We start from the raw sequence: 22,262 nt of genomic DNA, 5'->3' as shown, positions 1-22,262 counted from the left end.
CATTCCCGCGGTACCCTGAGCGGATGAGCACGAGCGCGACGACCGCCGCACCCACCGGCCCGACCGAGCTCCCCGGCCGCCTCGAGGACCTCGGCTGGCACCTCGGCGTCCTGCTGCGCGCCTACCGCGCGACCGTCGAGCAGGCGCTCGACGACGTCCCGCACGGCACGCGCGGCTACCAGGTCCTCGTGACCGTGGCGCAGGGCGACCACCCCACGCAGCTCGCGCTCGCCGAGCACCACGGCATCGACCGCACCGTCATGACGTACCTCGTCGACGACCTCGTCGCGTCCGGCCTCGTCGAGCGGCAGCAGAACCCCGCCGACCGGCGCGCACGCCGCGTCGTCGCGACGCCCGAGGGCCGCCGTCGTCTCGCCGGGTGGGCCGCCGCCGTGCACGACGCCGAGGAGGAGCTCCTCGACATGCTCTCGCCCGACGAGCGCGGCACCTTCCGCACCCTCATGCGCCGCGTCGCGTGCGACCTCCGCGACATCGACGCCGGCACCGACCCGTGCGCCGTCGCCGAGCACACCCTCGGCACCACCACCCCGCCCAGGTAGAGGCGGGGCCCGCCGAGGTAGAGCCAGGGTCAGCCGAGGTAGAGCCAGGGTCAGCCGAGGTAGAGCCGTGGTGCGCCTCGCGCGCGACCACGGCTCTACCTCGCGCGACCACGGCTCTACCTCGCGCGACCACGGCTCTACCTCGCGCGACCACGGCTCTGGCTCGCGCTACCGGGGGTCTACCTCGCGGCCGGAGGACTACCTCGGGAGGGGGTCCGCGGCGGTCGGTGAGGCGTCGGCGAGGGCGGCGTCGGTGCCCTCGGGGTCCCGGCCGCGCAGCGGGTAGAGCCAGAAGCACACGAAGGCCAGGGCGGCGATGAGGACGGGGACGCCGCCGAGCAGGAGGCGCACGCCCGTCGCGACGCCGTCCGGCTGCAGGACGTCGCCCGTGCCCTCGACGTACCCGCTCGCGGAGAGCACGGCCGCGACCAGGACGGCCTGCACGATCACGGACCCGCGCACGACGAACCCGTTGGCCCCGAAGTACATGCCCTCCCGGCGCAGGCCGGTGCGGCGCTCGTCGTCGTCGATGACCTGCGCGAGCGCGACCTCGAGCACCTGCATGAGGCCGGCCACGCCGACGCCGACGGCGAGCCCCGCGAGCGCGGCGCCGAGCACGGTGGTCGGCACGAGGTAGAGGCACGTCGCGAGCCCGTACACGGCGACGACCCACAGCATCGTGGAGCGCGGGCCGATGCGGCGCACGACCCACGACCACCCGACGATCGCCGGGATGGCGGCGACGAAGATCGGCGCGAGGAGGAACGTCGCGTCGGCCTCCGCCCCGCCGAGCACGTAGCGCACGTAGAACGGCACGGCGGCGAGCACGATCGCGGTGGTGCTCTGCAGCAGCAGCGACCCGAGCACGTAGGTGACGAACGCCCGGTTCGCGAACGTGTAGCGCAGCTGGGCGCCGAGCCCGACGGCGGCCTCGCGCTCGCGCACCGCCGCGACGTCGACGGGGCGCTCGACCATGCCGGCGAGGGACCACGCGAAGAACCCGAGGCTCACGACGGCGAGGAGCAGCGCCATCCACGTCCACCCGAGCGTCCCGTACAGCAGCGGGGCGCCGGCGGTGCCGAGGATCATGCCGACGAGGCCGAAGATCTGGCGCGGCGCGTTCCCGCGGGCGCGCTCCGCCGTCGTGCGGAAGATCTCGGGGAACAGCGCGGAGACGTTGAGCACGACGACGACGTACGCGACGTCGTACACGGCGACGACGACGAGGAACCACACGACGAGCCCGGTGGGGCTCAGCGCGGGCGGCGTCCACACGAGCGCGAACGCGACGACGAGCGGCACGACGCCGAGCCCGATCCACGGCACGCGACGGCCCCAGCGGGTGCGCCGCCGGTCGGAGGCCGCGCCGACGAGCGGGTTGAGCACCGCGTTGAGGACGCCGTGCGCGACCATCGCGCCCGCGACCCAGCCGGCGGGCACGCCGAGGTGGTCGACGTAGAAGTAGACGACGAACGCGGAGAACGTCTGGAGCAGCAGGTTGGCGGGGAACGCGGACGCGCCGTAGGCGACGGTCTGCGCGCGCGTGGCCGCGCCCACCAGGCGGCGGTCCCGCACGCGGGCCAGCAGCCCTCCGGTCGGCGCCCGTCCGCTCGGCACCGTGCCCGACGGCGTCCCGGACGGCGCGCTCATCGCTCGCCCCGCTGGACCGCGCGCAGGTCGCGCCAGCCGACGCGGACGAGGCCCTCCTCGGCGACCACGGCGGCGACGGCCGGGTCGGCCAGGAGGCGGTGCTCGAACCCGCGCTTCGGCGCGGCGTAGTCGGCGACGTCGCCGAGCTCGTCGTCGTCGAGCATGGGGTGCAGGTAGATCTCGGTGACGCCGGCCGGCACGCGGCGCAGCAGGTCGAGGAAGCCGTCGCGGACCTCCTCGTAGCCCTCCGCGTCGTCCGTGCCCTCGCCCGCGAGCTCGAACGGGTGCGTCCACAGGCGGTCGACGAGCACGACGCCGAGCGCGTCGGCCGCCGCGGTCGCCTCGTCGAGGAGCGGCTGGAAGTCGCCGGGCGGCAGGAGCATCCCGTCGGTCGTGCGCGGCAGGCGGAACGGCAGCCCGTGCCGGGCCGCGAGCTCGAACACCTGCGGCAGGAACGAGCGTCCCGTCTCGAGCCCGTAGACCGAGCCCATGTGGTTGTCCAGGTGCGAGACGTCGACCCCGGCGGCGAGCGCCGCGTCGAGCTGCGCCGCGAGCTCGGCCGCGACGTCCTCGGCGCGCGCCTGCTGCTCGACGGTGCGCACGTCGCGCGGGAAGTACCCCGCGTCGTCGACGAGCGACGTCCCCGTCCCCGTGAGGGGCCGCCACCGGTAGCGCGTCCACTCGCTCGTGAGCACGAGGTGGACGCCGACGTCGACGGGGTGGGCCGCGGCGAACGCGAGCGCGTCCGGCGCCCAGCCGCACGGCACCATGACGGTCGCGGAGTCGAGGTGCCCGGCGAGGAGCAGCTCCGAGATCGCGCGGTTCGCGGCCCGGCACATCCCGTAGTCGTCGGCGTTGAGGATCACGGCGCGCGAGTCGTCCGCGAGGCCCAGCCGGGACACCAGGTCCGACGGCGGGCCGCCCGGGTCGGTCACGACGCGGCCTCCGCGCGCTCGTCGCCGGCGTCCTCGCCCTCGACCGGCGCGGAGTGGGCCGCGGCGGCGCGGAACACCTCGTCGCGCAGCGCGTCGCTCGCGGACCGGGCCGCGCCCACGACGACGGCGTCGCTCGTGAGCTCGGACGGGACGACCCGCACGGGCAGCACGGCCAGCTTCTCGCCGAGGAAGCGCTGCACGCGCTCGGCGATCGGCGGGCGTGCGGCGTGGTTGGTGAGCACGAAGAGCTCCGGCTCGACGACGAGCGCGACCGCCGCCGCCACGACGCCGATGCGCTCCGCGACCTCGTCGAGCACGTCGCACGACGCGCCGTCGCCGTGCTCGGCGCGGTCCACGAGGTCCTTGACGGCGATGTCGTCCGGGAGGCCGTTCTCCTTCGCGATGGCCGCGATCGACGACGCCCCGAGCGTCTCCGAGCCGAGCGACCGGCCGGGGTGCGGGAGGAAGGAGACCTCCCCCGCGCCGCCCGCCGCGCCCCGGTGCAGGCGACCGTCGAGGACGAGTCCGGCGCCGAACCCGTCGCCGAGCCCCAGCACGACGAACGTCCGGACCCCCGCCGCGACGCCGTCGCGCTGCTCCGCGAGCGCCGCGAGGTTGAGGTCGTTCTCGAGCGTCACCGGGCAGCCGAGCGCGTCGACGAGCGCGTCGTGGAGGTCCGTGCCGCCCTTCTCGAAGCCCGGCACCCGGCGGATCGTCGCGTGGTCCGGGCTGACGATCGACGGCACCGCCGCGACGGCGCGCGTCACCTCGACGCTCGCGCCCTCGGGCAGCCGGGCCTCGACGTCGGTCACGCACGCGCGGGCCAGCTCGGCGGCGGCGCGGGCGCGCGCCGTCGGGGTCGGCCTGACGTCGCGCCGCTCGGCGCGGGCACGGATCGCTCCCGTGACGTCGACGAGCGCGACCCGCACGCGGTCGCGCGCGACGTCGATCCCCAGCCCGAACGCGTAGTCCGGGTCGACCCGGTACAGCGTCGCGGCCGGGCCGCGACGGTCCCGGTCGAGCCCTGCCTCCGTGACGACGCCCGTCGCCTCGAGCGCGCGCAGGGTCTGCGCGACGGTCGTCTTCGACAGACCGGTCGCCGCGACGACGTCGGGCCGGGCGACCTGCGCGCCGGTGCCGAGGACGTCGAGCACGGCGCGCGCGTTGAGGGTGCGCAGGAGGGCGGGGGTTCCGGCGGGAGTGGTGTCCATCTGGTCTCCGTCGAGCAGTGGGTGGTCGAGCAGACATGTCCGGGCCGAGCAGGTAGGGCGGGAAGTTCCCTACCCGCCGGAGACTAACCGCGCTGCCTGTGGTTGTCGACGGCGGCCCCGCGCTCCCACCCTGTACCGTGACGTGGTGATCCGCCGAGCCCTCGCCCGCGCCTTCTGGGCGACCAGCCGGTGGCGGCTGCGCTCGCAGCCGTACGACACGAGCCGGCCCACGCTCCTCGTCGGCGCCCCGCACACGTCGAACTGGGACTTCGTGCTCATGCTCGCGATCGCCTGGAGCACCGGCATCCACGTGCGCTGGCTGGGCAAGCACGCGCTGTTCGCCGGTCCCGCGGGCCCGGTCATGCGCGCGCTGGGCGGCATCCCCGTCGACCGGCGCGACCCGAGCCGGGTCGTGGCGGACGTCGTCGGCCGCCTCCAGGCGGGCGAGGTCTTCTCGCTCGTCGTCACGCCCGAGGGCACGCGCGGCGCCGGGTCGTACTGGAAGTCGGGCTTCTACCGGATCGCGCGCGAGGCGCACCTGCCGGTCACGCTCGGCTACGTGGACCGCACCACGATGACGACGGGCCTCGGCCCGACGATCGACCTCACCGGTGACGTCCGCGCCGACATGGACGTCGTGCGCGCGTTCTACGCCGACAAGTCCGGCCTCCGGCCCGCGCTGCGCACCGAGCCGCGGCTGCGCGAGGAGGACGCGCCCGCCTGACGGCCGCGACCCCGGCACGCGCTCTCTCGCGCCCCCACGCCCGGGTCCGTGGGTCGTCCGACGCCCTCGTTCTCGGACGCTCGTCCAGCTCGGGCCGCCGTCTCGCCCGGCGTCCCGGCGCCCTACGTAGTCCCCACACTTTTCACCCGCCGGACGGATGCCCGAGGCACGTCGCGAGGGGGTCGCGGACCCCGGTCCAGCCGCACGAAGACGCCCTCCGCAGGACGTCGCGTACGGGACATCCCGTACTCCGGAGCGGCCCTGCGTAGGCGTTGGAGCCTCGTCCTCCACCTGCTTACGGTCCCCCTCGTCACGGTCGACGGTGCGGGCTCCGCACGACGTCGGCCCTCCCCGACCTAGGAAGCGAGTCCCCCGATGAAGCGACTCCGCGCGGCGCTCCTCGCCGCCGTCGTGGGCGCGACCGCGATCATCGCCCCGATCGCGATCGCCCCCAGCGCCTCGGCGCACGGCTGGATCACCTCTCCCCCCAGCCGGCAGGACAACTGCGCGAAGGGCACCACGTCCTTCGACTGCGGTTCCATCAAGTACGAGCCCCAGTCCGTCGAGGCCCCCAAGGGCTCGATGAAGTGCTCCGGCGGCAGCGGCTACGCGATCCTCGACGACGCGAGCAAGCCCTGGCCCCGCACGACCACGGGCCGCGACGTGACGTTCCAGTGGAACCTCACGGCGAACCACGCCACGAGCGTGTGGGAGTACTTCGTCGACGGCCAGCTCTTCGCGACGTTCGACGGCGGCGGCGTCCAGCCCCCCAAGAACATCTCGCACACCCTCAAGGGCCTGCCGCTCGGCAACCACACGATCCTCGCGCGCTGGAACGTGTCGAACACGGTCAACGCGTTCTACAACTGCGTCGACCTGACCGTCACGGCCGACGGCACCAACCCCGGCGGGGGCACGCCCGACCCGGGCACCCCGGGCGGCGGCACCCCCGGCGGCGGCACGCCGGGCACCTGCGCGGACCCGGCGTGGGCCGCGACGTCGACCTACACGGGCGGCGCGAAGGTCTCCTACGCGGGCAACGTGTACGAGGCGAAGTGGTGGACGCAGAACAACGTCCCGGGCTCCGAGGCATGGGGGCCGTGGAAGCTGATCGGCGCCTGCTGACCTGCTGAACCCCGCGACGGCGGGTGGTCTCGTCCCACGGGCGAGACCACCCGCCGTCGTGCGTCGCCGACCCGGCGACGAGGGCGCGCCCGGCGCGCGTACGCGGAAGCACGTACGGGCTTTGCCCAATTGTCCGGCTCTCCGCCCGTTTCGTAGCGTCGAGGTGCCCGATCCGAGAGGCGGCCCGCGAGGAAGCGCGCCGCAGGACCCATGCACCACCGGATGGAGAGCGAGACATCTCATGCGAAGACTGAGAGCAGTACTCCTGGCAGCCGTCGTCGGCGCGGTCGCGATCATCGCGCCCGTGGCCGTCGCGCCGAGCGCGAGCGCCCACGGCTGGATCACGTCGCCGCCGAGCCGGCAGGACCACTGCGCGAAGGGCACGACGTCCTTCGACTGCGGCTCGATCAAGTACGAGCCCCAGTCCGTCGAGGCGCCCAAGGGCTCGATGCAGTGTTCGGGCGGCAGCGGCTTCAGCATCCTCGACGACTCGAGCAAGCCCTGGCCGCGCACGCAGACCGGCACGTCGGTCACGTTCCAGTGGAAGCTCACCGCGGCGCACAACACGAGCACGTGGGAGTACTTCGTCGACGGCGTGCTGTTCAAGACGTTCAACCAGAACGGTGCGCAGCCGCCCAGCAACATCTCCCACACCCTGACGGGCCTGCCCGAGGGCAACCACACGATCCTCGCGCGCTGGAACGTGTCGAACACCGTCAACGCGTTCTACAACTGCGTCGACCTGAAGATCGGCAGCGGCGGGACCGACCCGGGCAACCCCGGGAACCCCGGCAACCCCGGGAACCCGGGCAACCCCGGCACGTGCACGGCTCCGGCGTGGTCGGCGAGCGCCGCCTACGTCGGCGGGGCGAACGTCTCCTACTCCGGCCGCAACTACCAGGCCAAGTGGTGGACGACGGGCGAGAACCCGTCGCAGAGCGGCCAGTGGGGCGTCTGGAAGGACCTCGGAGCCTGCTGACCTGCTGATCCCGGGAGCGATCCCGGGAGCGATCCCGACAGCACTGCCGACGGCCGGCGGACGCGTGCTCGCACGCGACCGTCGGCCGTCCTGCGCGTCGGGCGCGCGGGGCCGCACGGGGCGCGGTCGCGCGGGTCGGCGGCAGCCCGAGGTCAGCCCCGGCCCCGCAGCCGGTCGAGGTCGCGGCGCTCGCGCTTCGTGGGGCGCCCGGCACCGCGGTCGCGGACCGCGACGCGCACGGTGAGCTCACGCGGCGGCGGGGGTGGGCTCTGGTCGTCGACGGCCGTCGCGGCGAGGGTCGCGGACACCCGCTTCACGAGCACCTTCTCGACGACGAGGATCCGCTCGACCGGACCGCCCCGCACGACGACGCGGTCCTTGACCTTCACGCTCGTCGCGGGCTTCGCGCGCTCGCCGTTGACGCGCACGTGCCCCGCCTTCACGGCGGCCGTCGCCTGCGAGCGGCTCTTGAACACGCGGACGGCCCACAGCCAGCTGTCGACGCGCGCGCTCGTCGCCTCGGTCGTCACCACCCTCCGAGCCTACGAGACCGCGCAGGGCGCGGTGCCGGCGGGGTCGCCGCACCCCGGCAGACCGCCGTCGGCGTGCGAGGTCCGGGCGCCCGTGCCACGGTGGTGTCAGGCCATTCGGGGCAAGAGTCCTTTTGGCCGGATCTGTCCCTACGGGAAACGGAGCGTGACATGGGCATCATCGGCTGGATCCTCATCGGCCTCATCATGGGTGCCATCGCCCGCGCGATCGTGCCGGGCAAGCAGAAGGGCGGCTGGATCGTCACCCTCCTGCTGGGCATCGTGGGCGCCCTGCTCGGCGGCTTCATCGCCTCGGCGGTGTTCGGCACCGACGTCAACGAGGAGTTCTTCGACCTCGGCACGTGGGGCTTCGCGCTCATCGGCTCCATCATCGTGGTGTTCATCTGGTCCTGGTTCACCAACCGCAAGCGCGCCTGACGGCGTCGGCCGCACCGGCGGCCCGCTTCCCCGGACGGCCCGGTCCCCTCAAGGACCGGGCCGTCCGTGCGTCCCCGGGCGTATTGCCGTGGACGCGCCGCCCGTGCGCCGGACACGCTGGACCCATGAGCGCCGTCGCCCCTCCCGCCCCGGACGTCTCCCTCCCGCGAGGGTACGCGCTCGTCGAGGCCCCGCACCCCGCGTCGCTCGACGCGCCCGAGGCGTGGGCCTACCTCGCCGTCGCGGACGTCGGCCGCGAGCACGAGCTCGAGGTGCACGGCTACGACGACCTCGCGCTGCCGCCCCGCGAGATCCTCACGGGCATGGCCCACCAGGAGTACTCCACGAAGCGCCGGTTCGTCGTCGTGCGCTCCGCCGCGGCGGCCTCGTGGCACGAGCAGGGCGTCCCGCCCGCGGTGGGGGACGTCGTCGCGCACCTCTTCGTGACCCGCCCCGTCACGAGCAACGAGCACCTGGGCGAGTCCTACGCCGTCGTGCGTCCCGCCGAGCGCGGCCGCGGCATCGGGGGCGCGCTGCTCGCGCTCGGCGAGCGCCTGAACCTGGACGCGGGGCGCACCGTGCTCTTCTCGGACACGAACCACGGCGAGGAGCCGCCGCCCGGTCCCGGCGCGCTCGAGGCCACGACGGGCGCCGGCCGGGTTCCCGCGGACGCGCCCGGACCGCGCTTCCTGCGTGCCCACGGGTACGTGCTCGAGCAGGTCGAGCGGCACTCGGTGCTCGACCTCCCGGTCGCGCCCGCGGTCCTCGACGCGCACCGCGAGGACGCCCGGGCCGCCGCGGGCGGCGACTACCGCCTGCACTCCTGGACCGACGAGGTCCCGGAGGCCTGGGCCGACCAGGTGGCGGTCCTCTTCACGCGCATGAGCACCGACGCGCCGACGGGCGGCGTCGACTACGGCGAGGACCCGTGGGACGCGCGGCGCGTGCGGACGTGGGTGCAGCAGCAGGCGGAGAACGACGACGCGTTCCTCGTGTGCGCCGCGGAGCACGTGCCGTCGGGCACGCTCGCGGCGTTCACCGTGCTCGTCCACCCGCGCGGCCGCGAGGACTTCGCGATCCAGGAGGACACGCTCGTGCTGCGCGAGCACCGCGGGCGCCGCCTCGGGATGCTCGTCAAGGTCGCCAACCTCGACGCGCTCGCGGCGCAGCGCCCCGGCGCCCGGCGCGTCCACACGTGGAACGCGCAGGAGAACGACCACATGCTCGCGATCAACGTCGCCCTCGGCTTCCGCCCCGCGGGCGTGTGGGCCGCGTGGCAGCGCCGGACGACCCCGGAGGACGCCGAGTGAGCGCACGACCGACCACCCCCACGACCCGCGACGGGCGCGTGCGCATCGAGCCCGTCCCCGGCCGCCTCGACGCGCCCGACGCGTGGGCCGTCCACGGCACGGTCCGGGTGGGCGACGCGATCGACCGCGCGATCCACGGCCACACCGACCTCGCGCTCGACGCCGCCACGGTCGCGTCCACCGTCGCCAGCGCCGGCTACCGCCGCGTGCTGCGGTGGGTCGCGGTGCTCGACGACGCCCCGCGGGGCACGACGCCCCGGCCCGAGGACGTCGTCGGCCGGTCGATGGTGGCGCTCCCGCAGCAGGGCAACACGCACACGGCGCTCGTCTACGTCGGCGTGGACCCGGCGCGCCGGCGCCGCGGCGTCGGCACGGCGCTGTGGGAGGCGGCGCTCGACGTCGTGCGCGCGGAGGGGCGGCGCGTGGTCCAGTCCGACTCGTCCTTCGCGCCGGAGCCGCCGCCCGGCCCGGGTGCGATCGAGGCGCCCACGGGCAGCGGACGCGTCCCGGCGCACGACGACGCCACGACCTTCGCGCTGCACCGCGGCTTCACGCTCGAGCAGGTGATGCGGCACTCCGTGCTCGCGCTCCCGGTGCCGCCCGCCGTGCTCGACCCGCTGCGAGAAGCGGCCACGGCGCGGGCGGCCGGGTACCGCGTGCACGTGTGGACGGACGAGGTCCCCGAGGAGTGGCTCGCGCAGCTCGCGGTGCTCGAGACGCGCATGAGCACCGACGCCCCGAGCGGGGGACTCGACCTCGCGGAGGACCCGTGGGACGCGGAGCGCGTCCGGACCTTCTCCCGGGAGATCCACGACCGAGGCCGCGGCTACGTCGTCGCCGCGGCGGAGGACACGGCGACGGGCACGCTCGCCGCGTTCTCGATGGTCGCGTACCCCCGCGACCGGCCCGAGGTCGTGTTCCAGGAGGACACGCTCGTGCTGCGCGAGCACCGCGGGCGCAGCCTGGGCCTGCTCGTCAAGGTCGCCGTGCTCGACGAGCTGGCGCGCGCCCGGCCGTCGTCGCGCCGTGTGCACACGTGGAACGCCGAGGAGAACCGGCACATGCTCGCGATCAACGTCGCGCTGGGCTTCGCGCCCACGGGCGTCGAGGCGGAGTGGCAGCTCGTCCTCGACGCACCGGACCCCGGCAGCGCGCCCTGACCCCGGGGGCCGCCGCGGCCCGACCGCTCAGCGGATGCCGTCGAGGAAGCGGATCACCCGCTCGGTGACGAGCGCGGCGGCCTCCGGCTCGTACGACGGCAGGCTCGGGTCCGTGAAGAGGTGGCGGTCGCCGGGGTAGACGAACAGCTCCGCGTCGGGCGTGGACTCCACGAGCTCGCGCGCCGCGTCGAGGTCGCCCTCGCCCGCGAACGACGGGTCCGCGTCCATGCCGTGCACCTGGACGGGCACGGCGTCGGGCCAGGCGTCGCCGAACTCGGAGACGGGCACGCACGCCTCGAGGAGCACCGCGCCCTTGGCGCCCGGCTGCGTCTGGGCGAGCATCTGGGCCGGGAGGACGCCGAGGGAGACCCCGGCGTACACGACGCCGAGGTCGTAGCCGTCCACGGCCCCCCGGGCGCGCTCCAGCACGGTCCCGAAACCGAGCTCCTGCACGTGGGCCATGCCCTCGTCGAGGGTCGCGAACGTGCGCCCCTCGAAGAGGTCCGGCGTGTGCACCACGTTCCCCGCGCCGCGCAGCGTCTCCGCGAGCGTCCGCACGCCCTCGGTCAGTCCCTGCACGTGGTGGAACAGCACGACCTCCGCCATGGTCCCTCCTCCGATCGTCGCTCGTGGGCCGTGCGACGGCGTCGCCGCCCGGTGCGCGCCCGACGGCGCACGCCCCCCATCGTCGCGCGACCCGCCCACGCACGCCCGGGGTCCAGGGACCTGCGACGGCCGTTCGTCAGGCCACCGGACCATGGACCGCGGGACGGTCGGGGTGGGCGAGGGCCGACGTCGGTCAGTAGTTTGGTGGTCATGACCTCGCAGCCCGTGCCGCCCCCGATCGACCCCACCTCCACGCCGTCCTGGACCGCGCTGACCGTGCACCGCGACACCGTGGAGCCGGACCTGCGCACCTGGTTCGCGGCCGACCCGGACCGCGCGCGCCGCCTCACGCACCAGGCGGCCGACCTCACGGTCGACCTGTCGAAGAACCTCGTCACCGACGAGACGCTGGAGCTGCTCGTGCGCCTCGCCGAGGAGGTCCACCTCGACGACCGCCTCGAGGCGATGTTCACGGGCGAGCACATCAACGTCACGGAGGACCGCGCCGTCCTGCACACCGCCCTGCGCCGGCCGACCCCGCTGGGCGACGACGAGCACCTCGTCGTCGACGGGCAGGACGTCGACGCGGACGTGCACGCCGAGCTCGCGAAGGTCTACGCGTTCGCGGACAAGGTCCGCTCGGGCGAGTGGACGGGCGTCACGGGCGAGCGCGTCCGCACGGTCGTGAACATCGGCATCGGCGGCTCCGACCTCGGACCGGTCATGGCGTACGAGGCGCTGCTGCCGTACAAGCACCAGGACATCGAGGTCCGGTTCGTCTCGAACATCGACCCGACGGACGTCGCGGAGAAGACGGCGGGCCTCGACCCGCGCACCACGCTGTTCATCGTCGCGTCGAAGACGTTCGGCACGCTCGAGACGCTGACCAACGCGCGCCTCGCGCGCGACTGGCTGTGGACGGAGCTCGCGGCGGTCGGCGCGATAGAGGACACGGACGAGTCCCGGCAGGCCGCCGTCGCGCAGCACTTCGTCGCGGTCTCGACCGCGCTCGACAAGGTCGCGGCGTTCGGGATCGACCCGGCGAACGCGTTCGGGTTCTGGGACTGGGTCGGCGGGCGCTACTCGGTCGACTCCGCGATCGGCACCTCGCTCGCGATCGCGATCGGCCCTGACCGGTTCGCCGAGCTGCTCGCGGGCTTCCACGCGATCGACGAGCACGTGCGCCGCACGCCGTTCGAGCGCAACGTCCCGGTCCTCATGGGGCTGCTCAACGTCTGGTACGTGAACTTCCTCGACGCGCACACGCACGCCGTGCTCCCGTACGCGCAGTACCTGCACCGCTTCCCGGCCTACCTCCAGCAGCTCACCATGGAGTCCAACGGCAAGCGCGTGCGCTGGGACGGCTCCCCCGTGACGACGGAGACCGGCGAGATCTTCTGGGGCGAGCCGGGCACGAACGGCCAGCACGCGTTCTACCAGCTCATCCACCAGGGCACCCGCCTCATCCCGGCCGACTTCATCGCGGTCGCGAACCCCGCGCACCCGCTCGTCGACGCGGTGGGCGACGGCGGCGCGGTCCAGCCGGGCGCCGACGTGCACGGCCTGTTCCTCGCGAACTTCTTCGCCCAGACCAAGGCGCTCGCGTTCGGCAAGACGGCGGACGAGGTCCGGGCCGAGGGCACCGCGGAGCACCTCGTGAGCGCCCGCACGTTCCCGGGCAACCGCCCGACGACGTCGATCCTCGCTCCCGCGCTCACGCCGTCGGTCCTGGGCCAGCTCATCGCGCTCTACGAGCACATCACGTTCGTGCAGGGCGTCGTGTGGGGCATCGACAGCTTCGACCAGTGGGGCGTCGAGCTCGGCAAGAAGCTCGCGCTCGAGATCGCGCCGGCCGTCGCGGGCGACGAGGACGCCCTCGCGGCGCAGGACCCGAGCACCGCGGCCCTCATCGACCGTTACCTCGACCTGCGCAGCTAGCCCGCGCCCCGCCCGGGCACGGGGACGACCGTGCTCGGGCGGCTCGCGGGGGGAGGTCGTGCGCACGGGGACGGGCCGAGCGCCTCCGCGGACCGCGACCCGCGGTGTGTCCTCCGCCTCACGGCGGGGACGTGTCGCGAGGTCGCGGCGCTGTGCGCGCGACCGCGCGTCCACAGCCGCGCTGCGAGCGCCCGCGCCCTGCGTACACTGGCGGGCGCGCGACCGCCGCGAGCCCGTTCGGCGTCGCTCTCACCGTGGAAGGAACCCCGATGGCCGACGCCGCCACCCCCGAGACTCTCGCTCGGACCCTGATCGAGCACGCGGACGCCGTGCGCAGCGCGTGGCTGGAGGCTGCAGCGAACGAGCTCCACGGCCGCACCTCGCGGGGCGAGCTCGAGCGCGAGCAGGGCGAGATCCTCGACGCGCTCCTCGAGGGCCTGCGCGCCGGCGGCGTGTCGCTCGCCGAGCCGGCGTTCGACCAGCTCCGGGGCATCCTCGCGGACGTGTCGTCCGCACGCGCGCGCCTCGGCTTCACGCCGCGCGAGACCGCGATCGGCGTCTTCGCCCTCAAGGAGGGCCTGTACCGGCTCGACTCCGCGACCGGTGCCGACACGGACGTCACCCCGCTGCTGCGCCTCGTCGACCAGCTCGGGCTCTTCACGTTCGAGACGTTCGCTGCCGCGCGCGAGGCGATCATCGCCGAGCAGGCCGAGCAGCTGCTCGAGCTCTCCACGCCCGTGGTCAAGCTCTGGGAGGGCATCGTCGCGGTGCCGCTCGTGGGGACGCTCGACTCCGCGCGCACCCAGGTCGTCATGGAGAAGCTGCTCAACACGCTCGTCGACACGGGCAGCGAGCACGCGATCATCGACATCACGGGCGTGCCCGCGGTGGACACCCAGGTCGCGCAGCACCTGCTCAAGACGGTCGTCGCGGCGCGCCTCATGGGCGCCGAGTGCACGATCAGCGGCATCCGCCCGCAGATCGCGCAGACGATCGTCGCGCTCGGCATCGAGTTCGGCGACATCCGCACGCGCGCGACCCTCGCCGACGCCCTCGTCGACGCGCTGCGCGCGAGCCGCGACACCCGGCAGGCCGGGCTCCCCGCATGACCGACGGCGTCCCCATCCTCAAGATCGGCTCGACGCTCCTCGTCTCGATCCAGATCGACCTCCAGGACGACACGGCGCTGCAGCTCCAGGAGGACCTCGCCCAGCGGATCACCGACACCGGTGCGCGCGGCGTGATCATCGACATCTCCGGGCTGGAGATCGTCGACTCGTTCATCGGCCGCATGCTCGCGTCGGTCGCCGGGATCTCGCACGTGCTCGACGCGACGACGGTGGTCGTGGGCATGCGCCCGGCCGTCGCCATCACCATGGTCGAGCTCGGCCTGTCGCTCGGCGACGTCCGCACCGCGCTGGACGTCGAGCGCGGCCTCGCGCTCCTCGCCCCCGAGGAGCGGTCCGTCGAGGACGTGCTCCTCGCCGCCGCCGAGCGCGAGGAGAGGTGACCACGACCACCCCGCCGCCGACGACCGCGGAGCGCGTGCCGGTCCGCACGGACTCCGACGTCGTCAAGGTGCGCCAGCTCGTGCGGTCGCTCGCGCAGCAGGCACGCCTCTCGCTCGTCGACCAGACGAAGCTCGTGACGGCGGCGAGCGAGCTCGCGCGCAACACCCTCGTGTACGGGGGCGGTGGCGAGGCCGAGGTGCAGCTCGTCACGGAGGGGGCGCGGACGGGCGTCCGCGCCGTCTTCTCGGACGAGGGGCCGGGCATCCCCGACCTCGACCTCGCGCTCACCGACGGCTGGACCAGCGGCGGCGGGCTCGGGCTCGGGCTCTCGGGGTCGCGACGCCTCGTCCAGCACTTCGCGATCGACACCGCGCCGGGAGCGGGCACGCGCGTCGAGATCGCGACCTGGTCCCGATGACCTCGGCGGAGCCGGATCGCCCGGACGACCGCCGCACGCTCGTCGAGGACGGGACCTGGTACACCGTGGACCACCCGTCCGCGGTCGGCAGCGTGCGTCGCGGCGCGAGCACCGCCGCGCGGAACCTCGGCCTCGACGACGAGCGCGCGGCGGAGGTCGGCCTCGTCGTCTCCGAGCTCGCGACCAACCAGTGCCGCCACGCCGGGGGCGGCGCGGTGCTCGTCCGCGTGCGGCGCACCGGCGCCGAGGCCGCGCTCGACGTGCTCGCCGTCGACGCCGGGCCCGGTATGCGGGACATCACCGCGGCGATGCGCGACGGCGTCTCGAGCCGCGGCACGCTCGGCATCGGCCTCGGCACCCTCCCCCGCCTCGCGTCGGCGTGGGACGCGTGGACGTCGCCCGGCCAAGGGACGGTCATCGCGGCGACGTTCGTCGCGCACGGCGCGACCACCGACCTCGCGGCGCCCACGGGCGTGACCCGCCCCATGACCGGGCAGGACGTGTGCGGCGACGCCCTCGCGGTGCGCCACGACGACGGCGCGCCCAGCCTCCTCGTCGCCGACGGGCTCGGCCACGGCCCGCTCGCCGCGGTGGCCTCCGGCGCTGCCGTGCGGGCCTTCCTCGACGCGCCGCCCGGGAGCGCGGTCGCGCTCCTCGAGCGTGTGCACGGCGCCCTCGGCGGCACGCGCGGCGCAGCCGTCTCGGTGGTCCAGGCGTCGGGCGGCGTGCTGCGGCACGCAGGCCTCGGCAACATCGCCGGGACCGTCCACGGGGCGCGCTCGCGGGGGCTCGTGAGCCACCCCGGCATCGCCGGGACGCGCGGCCGGCCGCTGCGCGAGACGACGTACCCCGTCGAGCCGGGCGACGTCGTCGTGCTGCACAGCGACGGGCTGACGGCCCGGTGGTCGCTCGCCGACTATCCGGGCCTCGCCGTCCGCTCCCCCCTCGTCGTCGCGGGCGTCCTGCTCCGTGACCACGCCGTGCGCCGCGACGACTCGTGCGTGGCGGTGCTGCCGATCCCCCGGGAGGCCGCGTGAGCACCACCCTCCTCATCACCCAGCTGCGCTCGGACTCCGACGTGCTCGCGCTGCGCCGGGCGGGACGGGAGATCTGCCGCCTGCTCGGCCTCGACACGCAGGACCAGGTGCGCGTCGCGACGGCGCTGTCCGGGATCGGGCGGTCCGCGGTCGGTTCCGGCACGGCCGACGTCGTCGTGGGCGTCCTGCCCGGGCTGCCGCAGGCCACGCTGCGCGCCGAGATCGTGGCGGGGACGCCGTTCCTCGTCGAGGGCGACTCGAGCGACGGCGGCGTCCCCGCCGCCCGGCGGCTCGTCCCCGGCCTGCAGGTCGACCCGACCGGTACGCGCGTGCTGCTCACCAAGGCCCTGCCGGCGACCGCGCGCACGGACGAGGCGACGCTCGCGGGCGTGCGCCGGTCCACCGCCGCAGCGCACGTCGCCGACGCGAGCGACGAGGTGCGGGTGCAGAACGCCGAGCTCGTGCGCACGCTCGACGAGCTGACGCGCCAGCAGGACGAGCTCCGGCGCTTCAACGAGGAGCTGGAGGAGACGAACCGCGGCGTCCTCGCCATGTACGACCAGCTGTCGGCGGAGCTCGAGGAGACCAACACCGGCGTCGTCGCGCTGTACGCCGAGCTCGACGAGCGCGGCCGCGAGCTCGCCGCCGCGAACGAGGCGAAGACCCGCTTCCTGCGGAACGTCAGCCACGAGCTGCGCTCGCCCGTGAACTCGATCATCGGCCTCACCTCGCTCCTGTCGGACTCCCACCTCGACGCCGACCAGACGCAGCAGGTCGGGTTCCTGCGCGAGAGCGCGACGACGCTGCTCACGCTCGTCGACGAGCTGCTCGACCTCGCGCGCGCCGAGGCGGGCCACGACGACGTCGAGCCCACGCCCGTCGACCTCGGGGCGCTGCTCGACGAGCTGCGCGGCACGACCCTGCCGCTCGTGCGGTCCGGCGTCTCCCTGCGGGTCGCGGCCGAGCCGGGCCTCACGCTCGTCACCGACCGCCGGCTGCTGTCCCGCGTGCTGCGCAACCTGCTGACGAACGCGGTGAAGTTCACGGACGAGGGCGAGGTCGTGCTGCGGGCCGCGGCCGACGGCGACGCCGTGCGGTTCGACGTGCGCGACACGGGTCTCGGGATCCCGGCCGACCAGCTGGAGGCCGTGTTCGAGGAGTTCGTCCAGGTGCCCAACCGCCTCCAGCCGACCGTCCGCGGCACGGGCCTCGGCCTGCCGTACGCGCGCCGCACGTCGGAGGCGCTGGGCGGCGCGCTCGTCGCGACGTCGCGCCCAGGCGCCGGGAGCGTGTTCACGCTGCGCCTGCCGTCGCTCACGGCGGCGCCCGAGGACGCCCCCGCCGCACGCCCGGAGCCCGAGGAGGCTCCCGTCCGCGACACCCCGCTCGGACACGTGCTCGTCGTCGACGACGACCGGTCCTACGCGTCGGTCGTCGCCTCGATGCTCCGCGACGCCGCGTCGCGCGTCAGCGTCGCGCACGACGCCACGCACGCGCTCGCCCTCCTGCACGACGGCCCGGCCGACGTCGCGCTCCTCGACGTGTGCCTGCCCGGCACGGACGGCCTCGCGCTGCGGTCGCGGATCCGCGACGTGCACCCGGGCACGGCGGCCGTGCTCATGTCGAGCGCACCGCCGCCGTCCGGCATCGGCGACGTGCCGTTCCTCGCGAAGTCGGAGATCGACCGCGACCGCCTCGTGGCGGCCCTGGGACGCGAGGTGCGCAGCTGATGAACGCCGACCGCACCGTGCTCGTCGTCGACGACACGCCCGCGCACCGGTACGTCATGGCGAGCTGGCTGCGGCGGGCCGGGTTCGGCGTCGTCGAGGCCGGGACCGGCCGCGACGCGCTCGCGCACGCCACGAACCCGGTCGACGCCGTCGTGCTCGACGTGAACCTGCCGGACCTCTCGGGCCGCGAGGTGTGCCGGATCCTCAAGAGCGACCCCGCGACCGCGCACCTGCCGGTGCTGCACGTCTCCGCGACCGACGTCGACGCCGCCGCGCGCACCGCCGGGCTGGAGGGCGGCGCGGACGCGTACCTGCCCGAGCCGCTCGACCGCGACGAGTTCCTCGCGACGATCAGCGCGCTGTGCCGGCGCGTCGACGCCCAGCGTGGCGCCGGGCGCACCGCCCGCCGCCTGGAGGCGCTCACCGGCGCGCTCGTCCCCCTGCACGAGGCGCGCTCGCCCGAGGCCGTCGCCGACCATGCCGCCCGGGGCGCGTGCGCCGTCCTCGGTCGCGCCGTGATCTCGATGGTCGTCGCGGACGCCGGGGTCGTGCTGCGCTCGGTCTGCGCCGCGGAGGGTGCCGCGCTCGTCCGCGGGCGGGGTCCCACGGCGGTCCTCCCGCCGATGGGGGCGTCGACCGCCGTGTTCGGCCCCGACGAGGTCCCTCTCCCCTGGCAGCCGCTCTTCGACGAGGCGGGCGTCGGGCCGTCGGCGTGGTTCACGCACTGGCTCGTCGACGCGTCGGGGGCGCTCGTCGGCGGCCTGGGCATCGAGGTCGGCGACGAGCCGCTGTCCGACGAGGAGCAGGAGGCCGCCGCGCGCTTCACGGAGGCCGCGACGGTCGCGCTGTCGAACCTGCGCACGTTCACCGAGGAGCACCGGATCGCCCTCGCGCTCCAGCGCGCTCTCCTGCCGTCGGGGCTGCAGGTGAGCGGCGGCGTCGAGGTCGTGGCGCGCTACGACGCGTCGGACGCCCGGCTGGACGTCGGCGGCGACTTCTACGACGCGTTCGACCTCCCGGACGGGCGCGTGGCCGTCGTCATCGGCGACGTCCAGGGGCACTCGCTGCGCGCGGCGACCGTGATGGCGGAGGTGCGGGTCACGCTGCGCGCCTACCTGCGCGAGGGCCACGACGCGGCCTCCGCCCTGGACCTGCTCAACGCGGCGCTGCGCGAGGACCACCCCGAGTTCGCGACCGTGTGCGTGTGCGTGCTCGACCCCCGGACCGGTGCCCTCGAGCTGACGGACGCCGGCCACCTGCCCGCGCTCCTCGTGCGCGCCGACGGCACGGTCGACCGGGCCAAGGCGGGCTCGCGCCTGCTGGGCGTACCCAGCCCGCGGTCCCGCCCCGCGCACCACGACGTGCTCGCCCCCGGCGACCTCCTCGTGCTCGTGACCGACGGTCTCGTCGAGCGCCGCGGGGCGTCCCTCGTGGACGCGCTGGACCGGCTGGCCGAGGTCGCCGGGCGGAGCGCCGGCGCGAGCCCGGCGCTCCTGTGCGAGCGCGTCGTCGCCGCGTTCGACGACCCGGGCCGCGAGGACGACGTCGCGGTGGTCGCCGTCACGCGTCACGCGTCGCCGGACGGCACCTTGTCCTTGACGTCGTCGTAGCCGACGTCCCCGGGGATCTCGCCCGGGGCGTAGACGAGCCGCACGACGCCCGTGGGGAACGTCTCCGAGCGCAGGAGCGTCAGCGGGTAGACGGGCTCGCCCTCGTCGAACAGGCGCTCGCCCGTGCGCGCCGCGACGGGGTGGACGAGCAGGCGCAGCTCGTCGAGCAGCCCCGCCCCGAGGAGCTGGCGCACCACCGAGATCGACCCGGCGACGAGCACCTTGCCGAGTCCCGGCTCCTCCTTGAGGGCGCGGACCGCGTCGACGAGGTCGCCGTCCACCCGCTCGACGTGCCGCCACCCGAGGTCCTGGTCGCCGCGCGTCGCGACGATCTTGCGCAGGTTCCCGAGCCGCGCGGCGAACTCCGCGTCCTCCTCCCCGGCGGTCTCCCGCTCGGGCCACGCGCCGGCGAAGCTGTCGTACGTGACGCGCCCGAGGAGGAGCGCGTCGACGTCCCGGTAGTCCTCGTCCACCGCCGCGGCCATGTGGTCGTCGAAGTAGGGGAAGTGCCACGCCGGGTCGATCTCGGCGACGCCGTCGAGCGAGAGGAACAGGGTGGACACGAGCGTCGCGGTCATGGTGGGCCTTCCGGTCGGGCAGATGGACGAGGGGACAGACCGTCATGGTCGAACGAACTCATCGTCGCGCGCCGAACACGCCCCCAGCGACCGCCCAGCACGGGGTCAGCGACCGGATCCGGCGGACAACAGTCGCCGACCCCGTGTTCGACGGGGTGGGGGTGGGGCGGGGCGGGGCGGTGGGGGCGGGGGCGGGGGTCAGCGGCGAAGGCCCAGGGTCAGGGTCGCGCCGACCGTCAGGTGCTCGACGACGAGCAGGGCGACCGCGCCGGGCGTCACCGCTCCGAGCGGGCCGAGCAGGGAGACGAGCAGGATGACGCCGCACGTCACGAGCCAGGCACGCCGGCCGCCGGAACGCAGGCGGCCGAGCAGCGCGCGCACGCCCCACCCGAGGTAGCCGACGACGAGCGTCACGACGACCGCCGCCACGACGCCGACCGTCTGCGTCCCGGTCGCGGTGCGCACCGCGGGGTCGACGCCGAGCGCCGTCCCGACGAGCAGCACGACGGCGGCGACCACCGCCGCGACGGGCGGGACCACCCAGCGCGGCGCGCGCCGTGCCGTCCGCCCGTCCGGAACGGACGCGCGGGGGTGGCCCGGGACGTGCGCGGCGCCGTGCGAGGTGCTGCTCGGGGTGCTCCGCGTCGTGGACATGACGTTCCTCCTTCGTCGCGCGGCGGGGCCGCGTCTCGTGCGGCCGGGGCCGCGGTCGGCGGGTGCCGACGTCGCCACGCTCGCGGCCCGAGCGCCCGCCTCGCGTCGGCCGGAGGGCGGCGGCCGGGCCGACCGGGGTCGGGCCTCGACCCTCCTGCCGGACGGCGACCCCCGACCTTGGTCGGTGGTCGGCCGCGCACCGGCCGCCTAGCGTCCGGAGCATGACCACCACCGACTGCCCGCCCCTCGCCGGGCGCCCCGTCCTCGCGACGGCCGCCGCGCGCCGCGACGGCACGCACGTCCTCGTCCCCGGGTGGGTGGTCGCGCTCGCCTGGCTCGCCGTCGCGGCGCTCACGGCGCTCGCGACCGCCGGGGTCGTCGCCCAGGACGACGCCGGCGCGGCCCCGTGGCTCGACGTCGCCGTCGCGGTCCTCGCCCTCGCGGCGCTGCCCCTGCTGTGGTCGCGGGCCCCGCGCGACGCCCCGGTGGTCGGCGCGCTGATCCTCGCCTCGCTCGCGGCGTACTCGGGTGCCGCGACCCCGGCCTCGACCGTCGCGACCCTGCAGGTCGCGCGCTGGTACCCGCTGCGCACCGCGCTCCCGGTCGCGGTCGCCGGGTTCGTCGGTCACGCCGTGCAGGCGCTGTGGCGGCCGCAGGCGCTGCCGCTCGGCTGGTGGCTCCTGTGCGACCTCGCCGTGCACGCCGCCCTGCTCGGCTGGGGCCAGTACGCGCGGGCGCGCGACCAGCTGCTGTGGTCGCTGCGGGACCGCGCGCGCCGCGCAGAGCGCGAGCAGGAGCGCCGTGTGGCCGAGGCGCGCGTCGCGGAGCGCACCCGGATCGCGCGCGAGATGCACGACACGCTCGCGCACCGGCTCTCGCTCCTCGCCGCCACGGCGGGCGCGCTCGAGTACCGGCCGGACGCCGACCCGGAGCGGCTCGCCCGCGCCGCGGGACTGGTGCGCGCCGGGGTGAGCTCGGCGCTCGACGACCTGCGCGACGTCGTACGGGTGCTGCGCGCCGAGCCCGGGCCCGGCGGGGCCGACGCGCTGTCGCCGCAGCCGACGCTCGACGACGTCGAGCGGCTCGTCGTGGAGGCGCGCGACGCCGGCGGCGACGTGACCTACGAGCGGACGGGGTCCGCCGACGTCCCGCCGACGGTCGCGGTCGCGGCCTTCCGCGTCGCGCAGGAAGGGCTGACGAACGCCCGGCGGCACGCGCCGGGCGGCCCGGTGACGCTCCGCGTCGTCGCCCGGGCGGGCGAGGTCCGGGTCACGGTGTCCGACGGCGGTCCGTCCCGCGTCCCCGTCGGCGCGGGCGGGGGCGGCGGTATCGGCCCGGGAGGCGTCGGCGACCGCGCGGGCGGCGGCACCGGCACCGGGCTGGTCGGGCTCCGGGAGCGCGTCGACCTGCTCGGCGGGACCCTCGACGCCGGGGCGCGGGACACAGGGTTCGTCCTCGACGTCCGGCTACCGTGGGACGCGTGACGGAGCAGGGTGGGCGCGGGGACGCCCCGCGCGGGAGCGACGACCGCGACGACGGGCCGGTCCCCCCGGACACC

22 protein-coding genes are annotated in these 22,262 nt (G+C 75.3%); 15 read left to right on the top strand and 7 right to left on the bottom strand.

The genetic code is table 11. From position 1 onward, the window contains the following. Window positions 1-23 precede the first annotated feature (23 nt). On the top strand, window positions 24-560 hold the full coding sequence (locus BXA05_RS07140) for a MarR family winged helix-turn-helix transcriptional regulator (protein ID WP_083711613.1): 537 nt from the start codon (window positions 24-26) through the stop codon (window positions 558-560). A 198-nt stretch (window positions 561-758) separates the two neighbouring features. Here BXA05_RS07140 and BXA05_RS07135 read toward each other — a convergent pair whose 3' ends face one another. From BXA05_RS07135 to BXA05_RS07125, 3 genes are read right to left on the bottom strand one after another with little or no spacing between them, the layout of a single operon-like run. Then, window positions 759-2,210 carry an MFS transporter gene (locus BXA05_RS07135; RefSeq protein ID WP_076404446.1) on the bottom strand — a complete coding sequence of 484 codons (1,452 nt, stop codon included), beginning with the start codon at window positions 2,208-2,210 and terminating at the stop codon, window positions 759-761. Further along, window positions 2,207-3,145, bottom strand: coding sequence for a ChbG/HpnK family deacetylase (locus tag BXA05_RS07130; RefSeq protein ID WP_244550405.1), 939 nt, complete (start codon window positions 3,143-3,145; stop codon window positions 2,207-2,209). The genes BXA05_RS07135 and BXA05_RS07130 overlap by 4 nt, the downstream gene beginning before the upstream one ends. Continuing rightward, complete coding sequence (locus BXA05_RS07125) at window positions 3,142-4,356, bottom strand: ROK family transcriptional regulator (protein ID WP_076404445.1); 1,215 nt, start codon at window positions 4,354-4,356, stop codon at window positions 3,142-3,144. Before BXA05_RS07125 ends, BXA05_RS07130 begins: the two co-directional genes overlap by 4 nt. A 142-nt stretch (window positions 4,357-4,498) precedes the next feature. Here BXA05_RS07125 and BXA05_RS07120 point away from each other — a divergent pair, with 142 nt between their 5' ends. The 3 genes from BXA05_RS07120 to BXA05_RS07110 all read left to right on the top strand — a co-directional run bounded on the left by BXA05_RS07120 (window position 4,499) and on the right by BXA05_RS07110 (window position 7,184). Continuing rightward, complete coding sequence (locus BXA05_RS07120) at window positions 4,499-5,080, top strand: 1-acyl-sn-glycerol-3-phosphate acyltransferase (protein ID WP_244550404.1); 582 nt, start codon at window positions 4,499-4,501, stop codon at window positions 5,078-5,080. 375 nt (window positions 5,081-5,455) lie between these two features. Further along, window positions 5,456-6,205 carry a lytic polysaccharide monooxygenase gene (locus BXA05_RS07115; protein ID WP_034651675.1) on the top strand — a complete coding sequence of 250 codons (750 nt, stop codon included), beginning with the start codon at window positions 5,456-5,458 and terminating at the stop codon, window positions 6,203-6,205. 241 nt (window positions 6,206-6,446) lie between these two features. Next, window positions 6,447-7,184 (top strand): lytic polysaccharide monooxygenase, encoded by a 738-nt coding sequence (locus BXA05_RS07110; RefSeq protein WP_021483737.1) that lies wholly within the window; start codon window positions 6,447-6,449, stop codon window positions 7,182-7,184. Between the two features lie 152 nt (window positions 7,185-7,336). Here BXA05_RS07110 and BXA05_RS07105 read toward each other — a convergent pair whose 3' ends face one another. Next, window positions 7,337-7,714, bottom strand: coding sequence for an Hsp15 family ribosome-associated heat shock protein (locus BXA05_RS07105; protein ID WP_034651673.1), 378 nt, complete (start codon window positions 7,712-7,714; stop codon window positions 7,337-7,339). Between the two features lie 171 nt (window positions 7,715-7,885). Here BXA05_RS07105 and BXA05_RS07100 point away from each other — a divergent pair, with 171 nt between their 5' ends. The 3 genes from BXA05_RS07100 to BXA05_RS07090 all read left to right on the top strand — a co-directional run bounded on the left by BXA05_RS07100 (window position 7,886) and on the right by BXA05_RS07090 (window position 10,622). Then, on the top strand, window positions 7,886-8,152 hold the full coding sequence (locus BXA05_RS07100) for a GlsB/YeaQ/YmgE family stress response membrane protein (protein WP_009865881.1): 267 nt from the start codon (window positions 7,886-7,888) through the stop codon (window positions 8,150-8,152). A gap of 125 nt (window positions 8,153-8,277) precedes the next feature. Continuing rightward, on the top strand, window positions 8,278-9,462 hold the full coding sequence (locus BXA05_RS07095; RefSeq protein ID WP_076404444.1) for a GNAT family N-acetyltransferase: 1,185 nt from the start codon (window positions 8,278-8,280) through the stop codon (window positions 9,460-9,462). Then, a complete protein-coding gene (locus BXA05_RS07090; RefSeq protein ID WP_076404443.1) occupies window positions 9,459-10,622 on the top strand; it encodes a GNAT family N-acetyltransferase in 1,164 nt (387 codons plus the stop codon). Before BXA05_RS07095 ends, BXA05_RS07090 begins: the two co-directional genes overlap by 4 nt. Before the next feature lie 27 nt (window positions 10,623-10,649). Here the strand turns inward: BXA05_RS07090 and BXA05_RS07085 are convergent, their stop codons facing one another. Beyond that, window positions 10,650-11,228, bottom strand: a complete 579-nt coding sequence (locus BXA05_RS07085) for a dienelactone hydrolase family protein (protein ID WP_021483513.1) — start codon at window positions 11,226-11,228, stop codon at window positions 10,650-10,652. 210 nt (window positions 11,229-11,438) lie between these two features. On the opposite strand from BXA05_RS07085, the gene pgi reads away from it, so the two are divergent. The 7 genes from pgi to BXA05_RS07050 all read left to right on the top strand — a co-directional run bounded on the left by pgi (window position 11,439) and on the right by BXA05_RS07050 (window position 19,472). Then, window positions 11,439-13,166, top strand: a complete 1,728-nt coding sequence (gene pgi / locus BXA05_RS07080; protein ID WP_043653468.1) for a glucose-6-phosphate isomerase — start codon at window positions 11,439-11,441, stop codon at window positions 13,164-13,166. Window positions 13,167-13,435: 269 nt separating this feature from the next. Then, a complete protein-coding gene (locus BXA05_RS07075) occupies window positions 13,436-14,275 on the top strand; it encodes an STAS domain-containing protein (protein ID WP_043653447.1) in 840 nt (279 codons plus the stop codon). Next, on the top strand, window positions 14,272-14,676 hold the full coding sequence (locus tag BXA05_RS07070) for an STAS domain-containing protein (protein WP_076404442.1): 405 nt from the start codon (window positions 14,272-14,274) through the stop codon (window positions 14,674-14,676). Before BXA05_RS07075 ends, BXA05_RS07070 begins: the two co-directional genes overlap by 4 nt. Next, window positions 14,673-15,095, top strand: coding sequence for an anti-sigma regulatory factor (locus BXA05_RS07065; protein WP_076404441.1), 423 nt, complete (start codon window positions 14,673-14,675; stop codon window positions 15,093-15,095). The genes BXA05_RS07070 and BXA05_RS07065 overlap by 4 nt, the downstream gene beginning before the upstream one ends. Beyond that, window positions 15,092-16,132 (top strand): ATP-binding SpoIIE family protein phosphatase, encoded by a 1,041-nt coding sequence (locus BXA05_RS07060; RefSeq protein WP_076404440.1) that lies wholly within the window; start codon window positions 15,092-15,094, stop codon window positions 16,130-16,132. Before BXA05_RS07065 ends, BXA05_RS07060 begins: the two co-directional genes overlap by 4 nt. Then, entirely contained in the window at window positions 16,129-17,862 is a 1,734-nt protein-coding gene (locus BXA05_RS07055) for an ATP-binding protein (RefSeq protein WP_076404439.1), read from the top strand. Before BXA05_RS07060 ends, BXA05_RS07055 begins: the two co-directional genes overlap by 4 nt. Next, entirely contained in the window at window positions 17,862-19,472 is a 1,611-nt protein-coding gene (locus BXA05_RS07050) for a fused response regulator/phosphatase (protein WP_076404438.1), read from the top strand. The genes BXA05_RS07055 and BXA05_RS07050 overlap by 1 nt, the downstream gene beginning before the upstream one ends. Here BXA05_RS07050 and BXA05_RS07045 read toward each other — a convergent pair. Together BXA05_RS07045 and BXA05_RS07040 are read right to left on the bottom strand one after the other, a co-directional pair. Then, entirely contained in the window at window positions 19,430-20,050 is a 621-nt protein-coding gene (locus BXA05_RS07045; RefSeq protein ID WP_076404437.1) for a dihydrofolate reductase family protein, read from the bottom strand. The genes BXA05_RS07050 and BXA05_RS07045 overlap by 43 nt on opposite strands. A gap of 198 nt (window positions 20,051-20,248) precedes the next feature. Beyond that, the gene (locus BXA05_RS07040; protein ID WP_244550403.1) at window positions 20,249-20,704 is read right to left on the bottom strand and encodes a DUF6069 family protein; all 456 of its coding nucleotides are present in this window, start codon (window positions 20,702-20,704) and stop codon (window positions 20,249-20,251) included. Window positions 20,705-20,925: 221 nt separating this feature from the next. Between BXA05_RS07040 and BXA05_RS07035 the strand changes: the two genes are divergently transcribed. Further along, on the top strand, window positions 20,926-22,188 hold the full coding sequence (locus tag BXA05_RS07035; RefSeq protein ID WP_143311078.1) for a sensor histidine kinase: 1,263 nt from the start codon (window positions 20,926-20,928) through the stop codon (window positions 22,186-22,188). The last annotated feature ends 74 nt before the right edge of the window (window positions 22,189-22,262 follow it).

This window comes from Cellulosimicrobium funkei, from assembly GCF_900155925.1.
GTDB classification, from domain to species: Bacteria; Actinomycetota; Actinomycetes; order Actinomycetales; family Cellulomonadaceae; genus Cellulosimicrobium; species Cellulosimicrobium funkei.
Note: the sequence above shows the minus strand (reverse complement) of the source record. Positions and strands in the feature narration are given on the sequence as shown.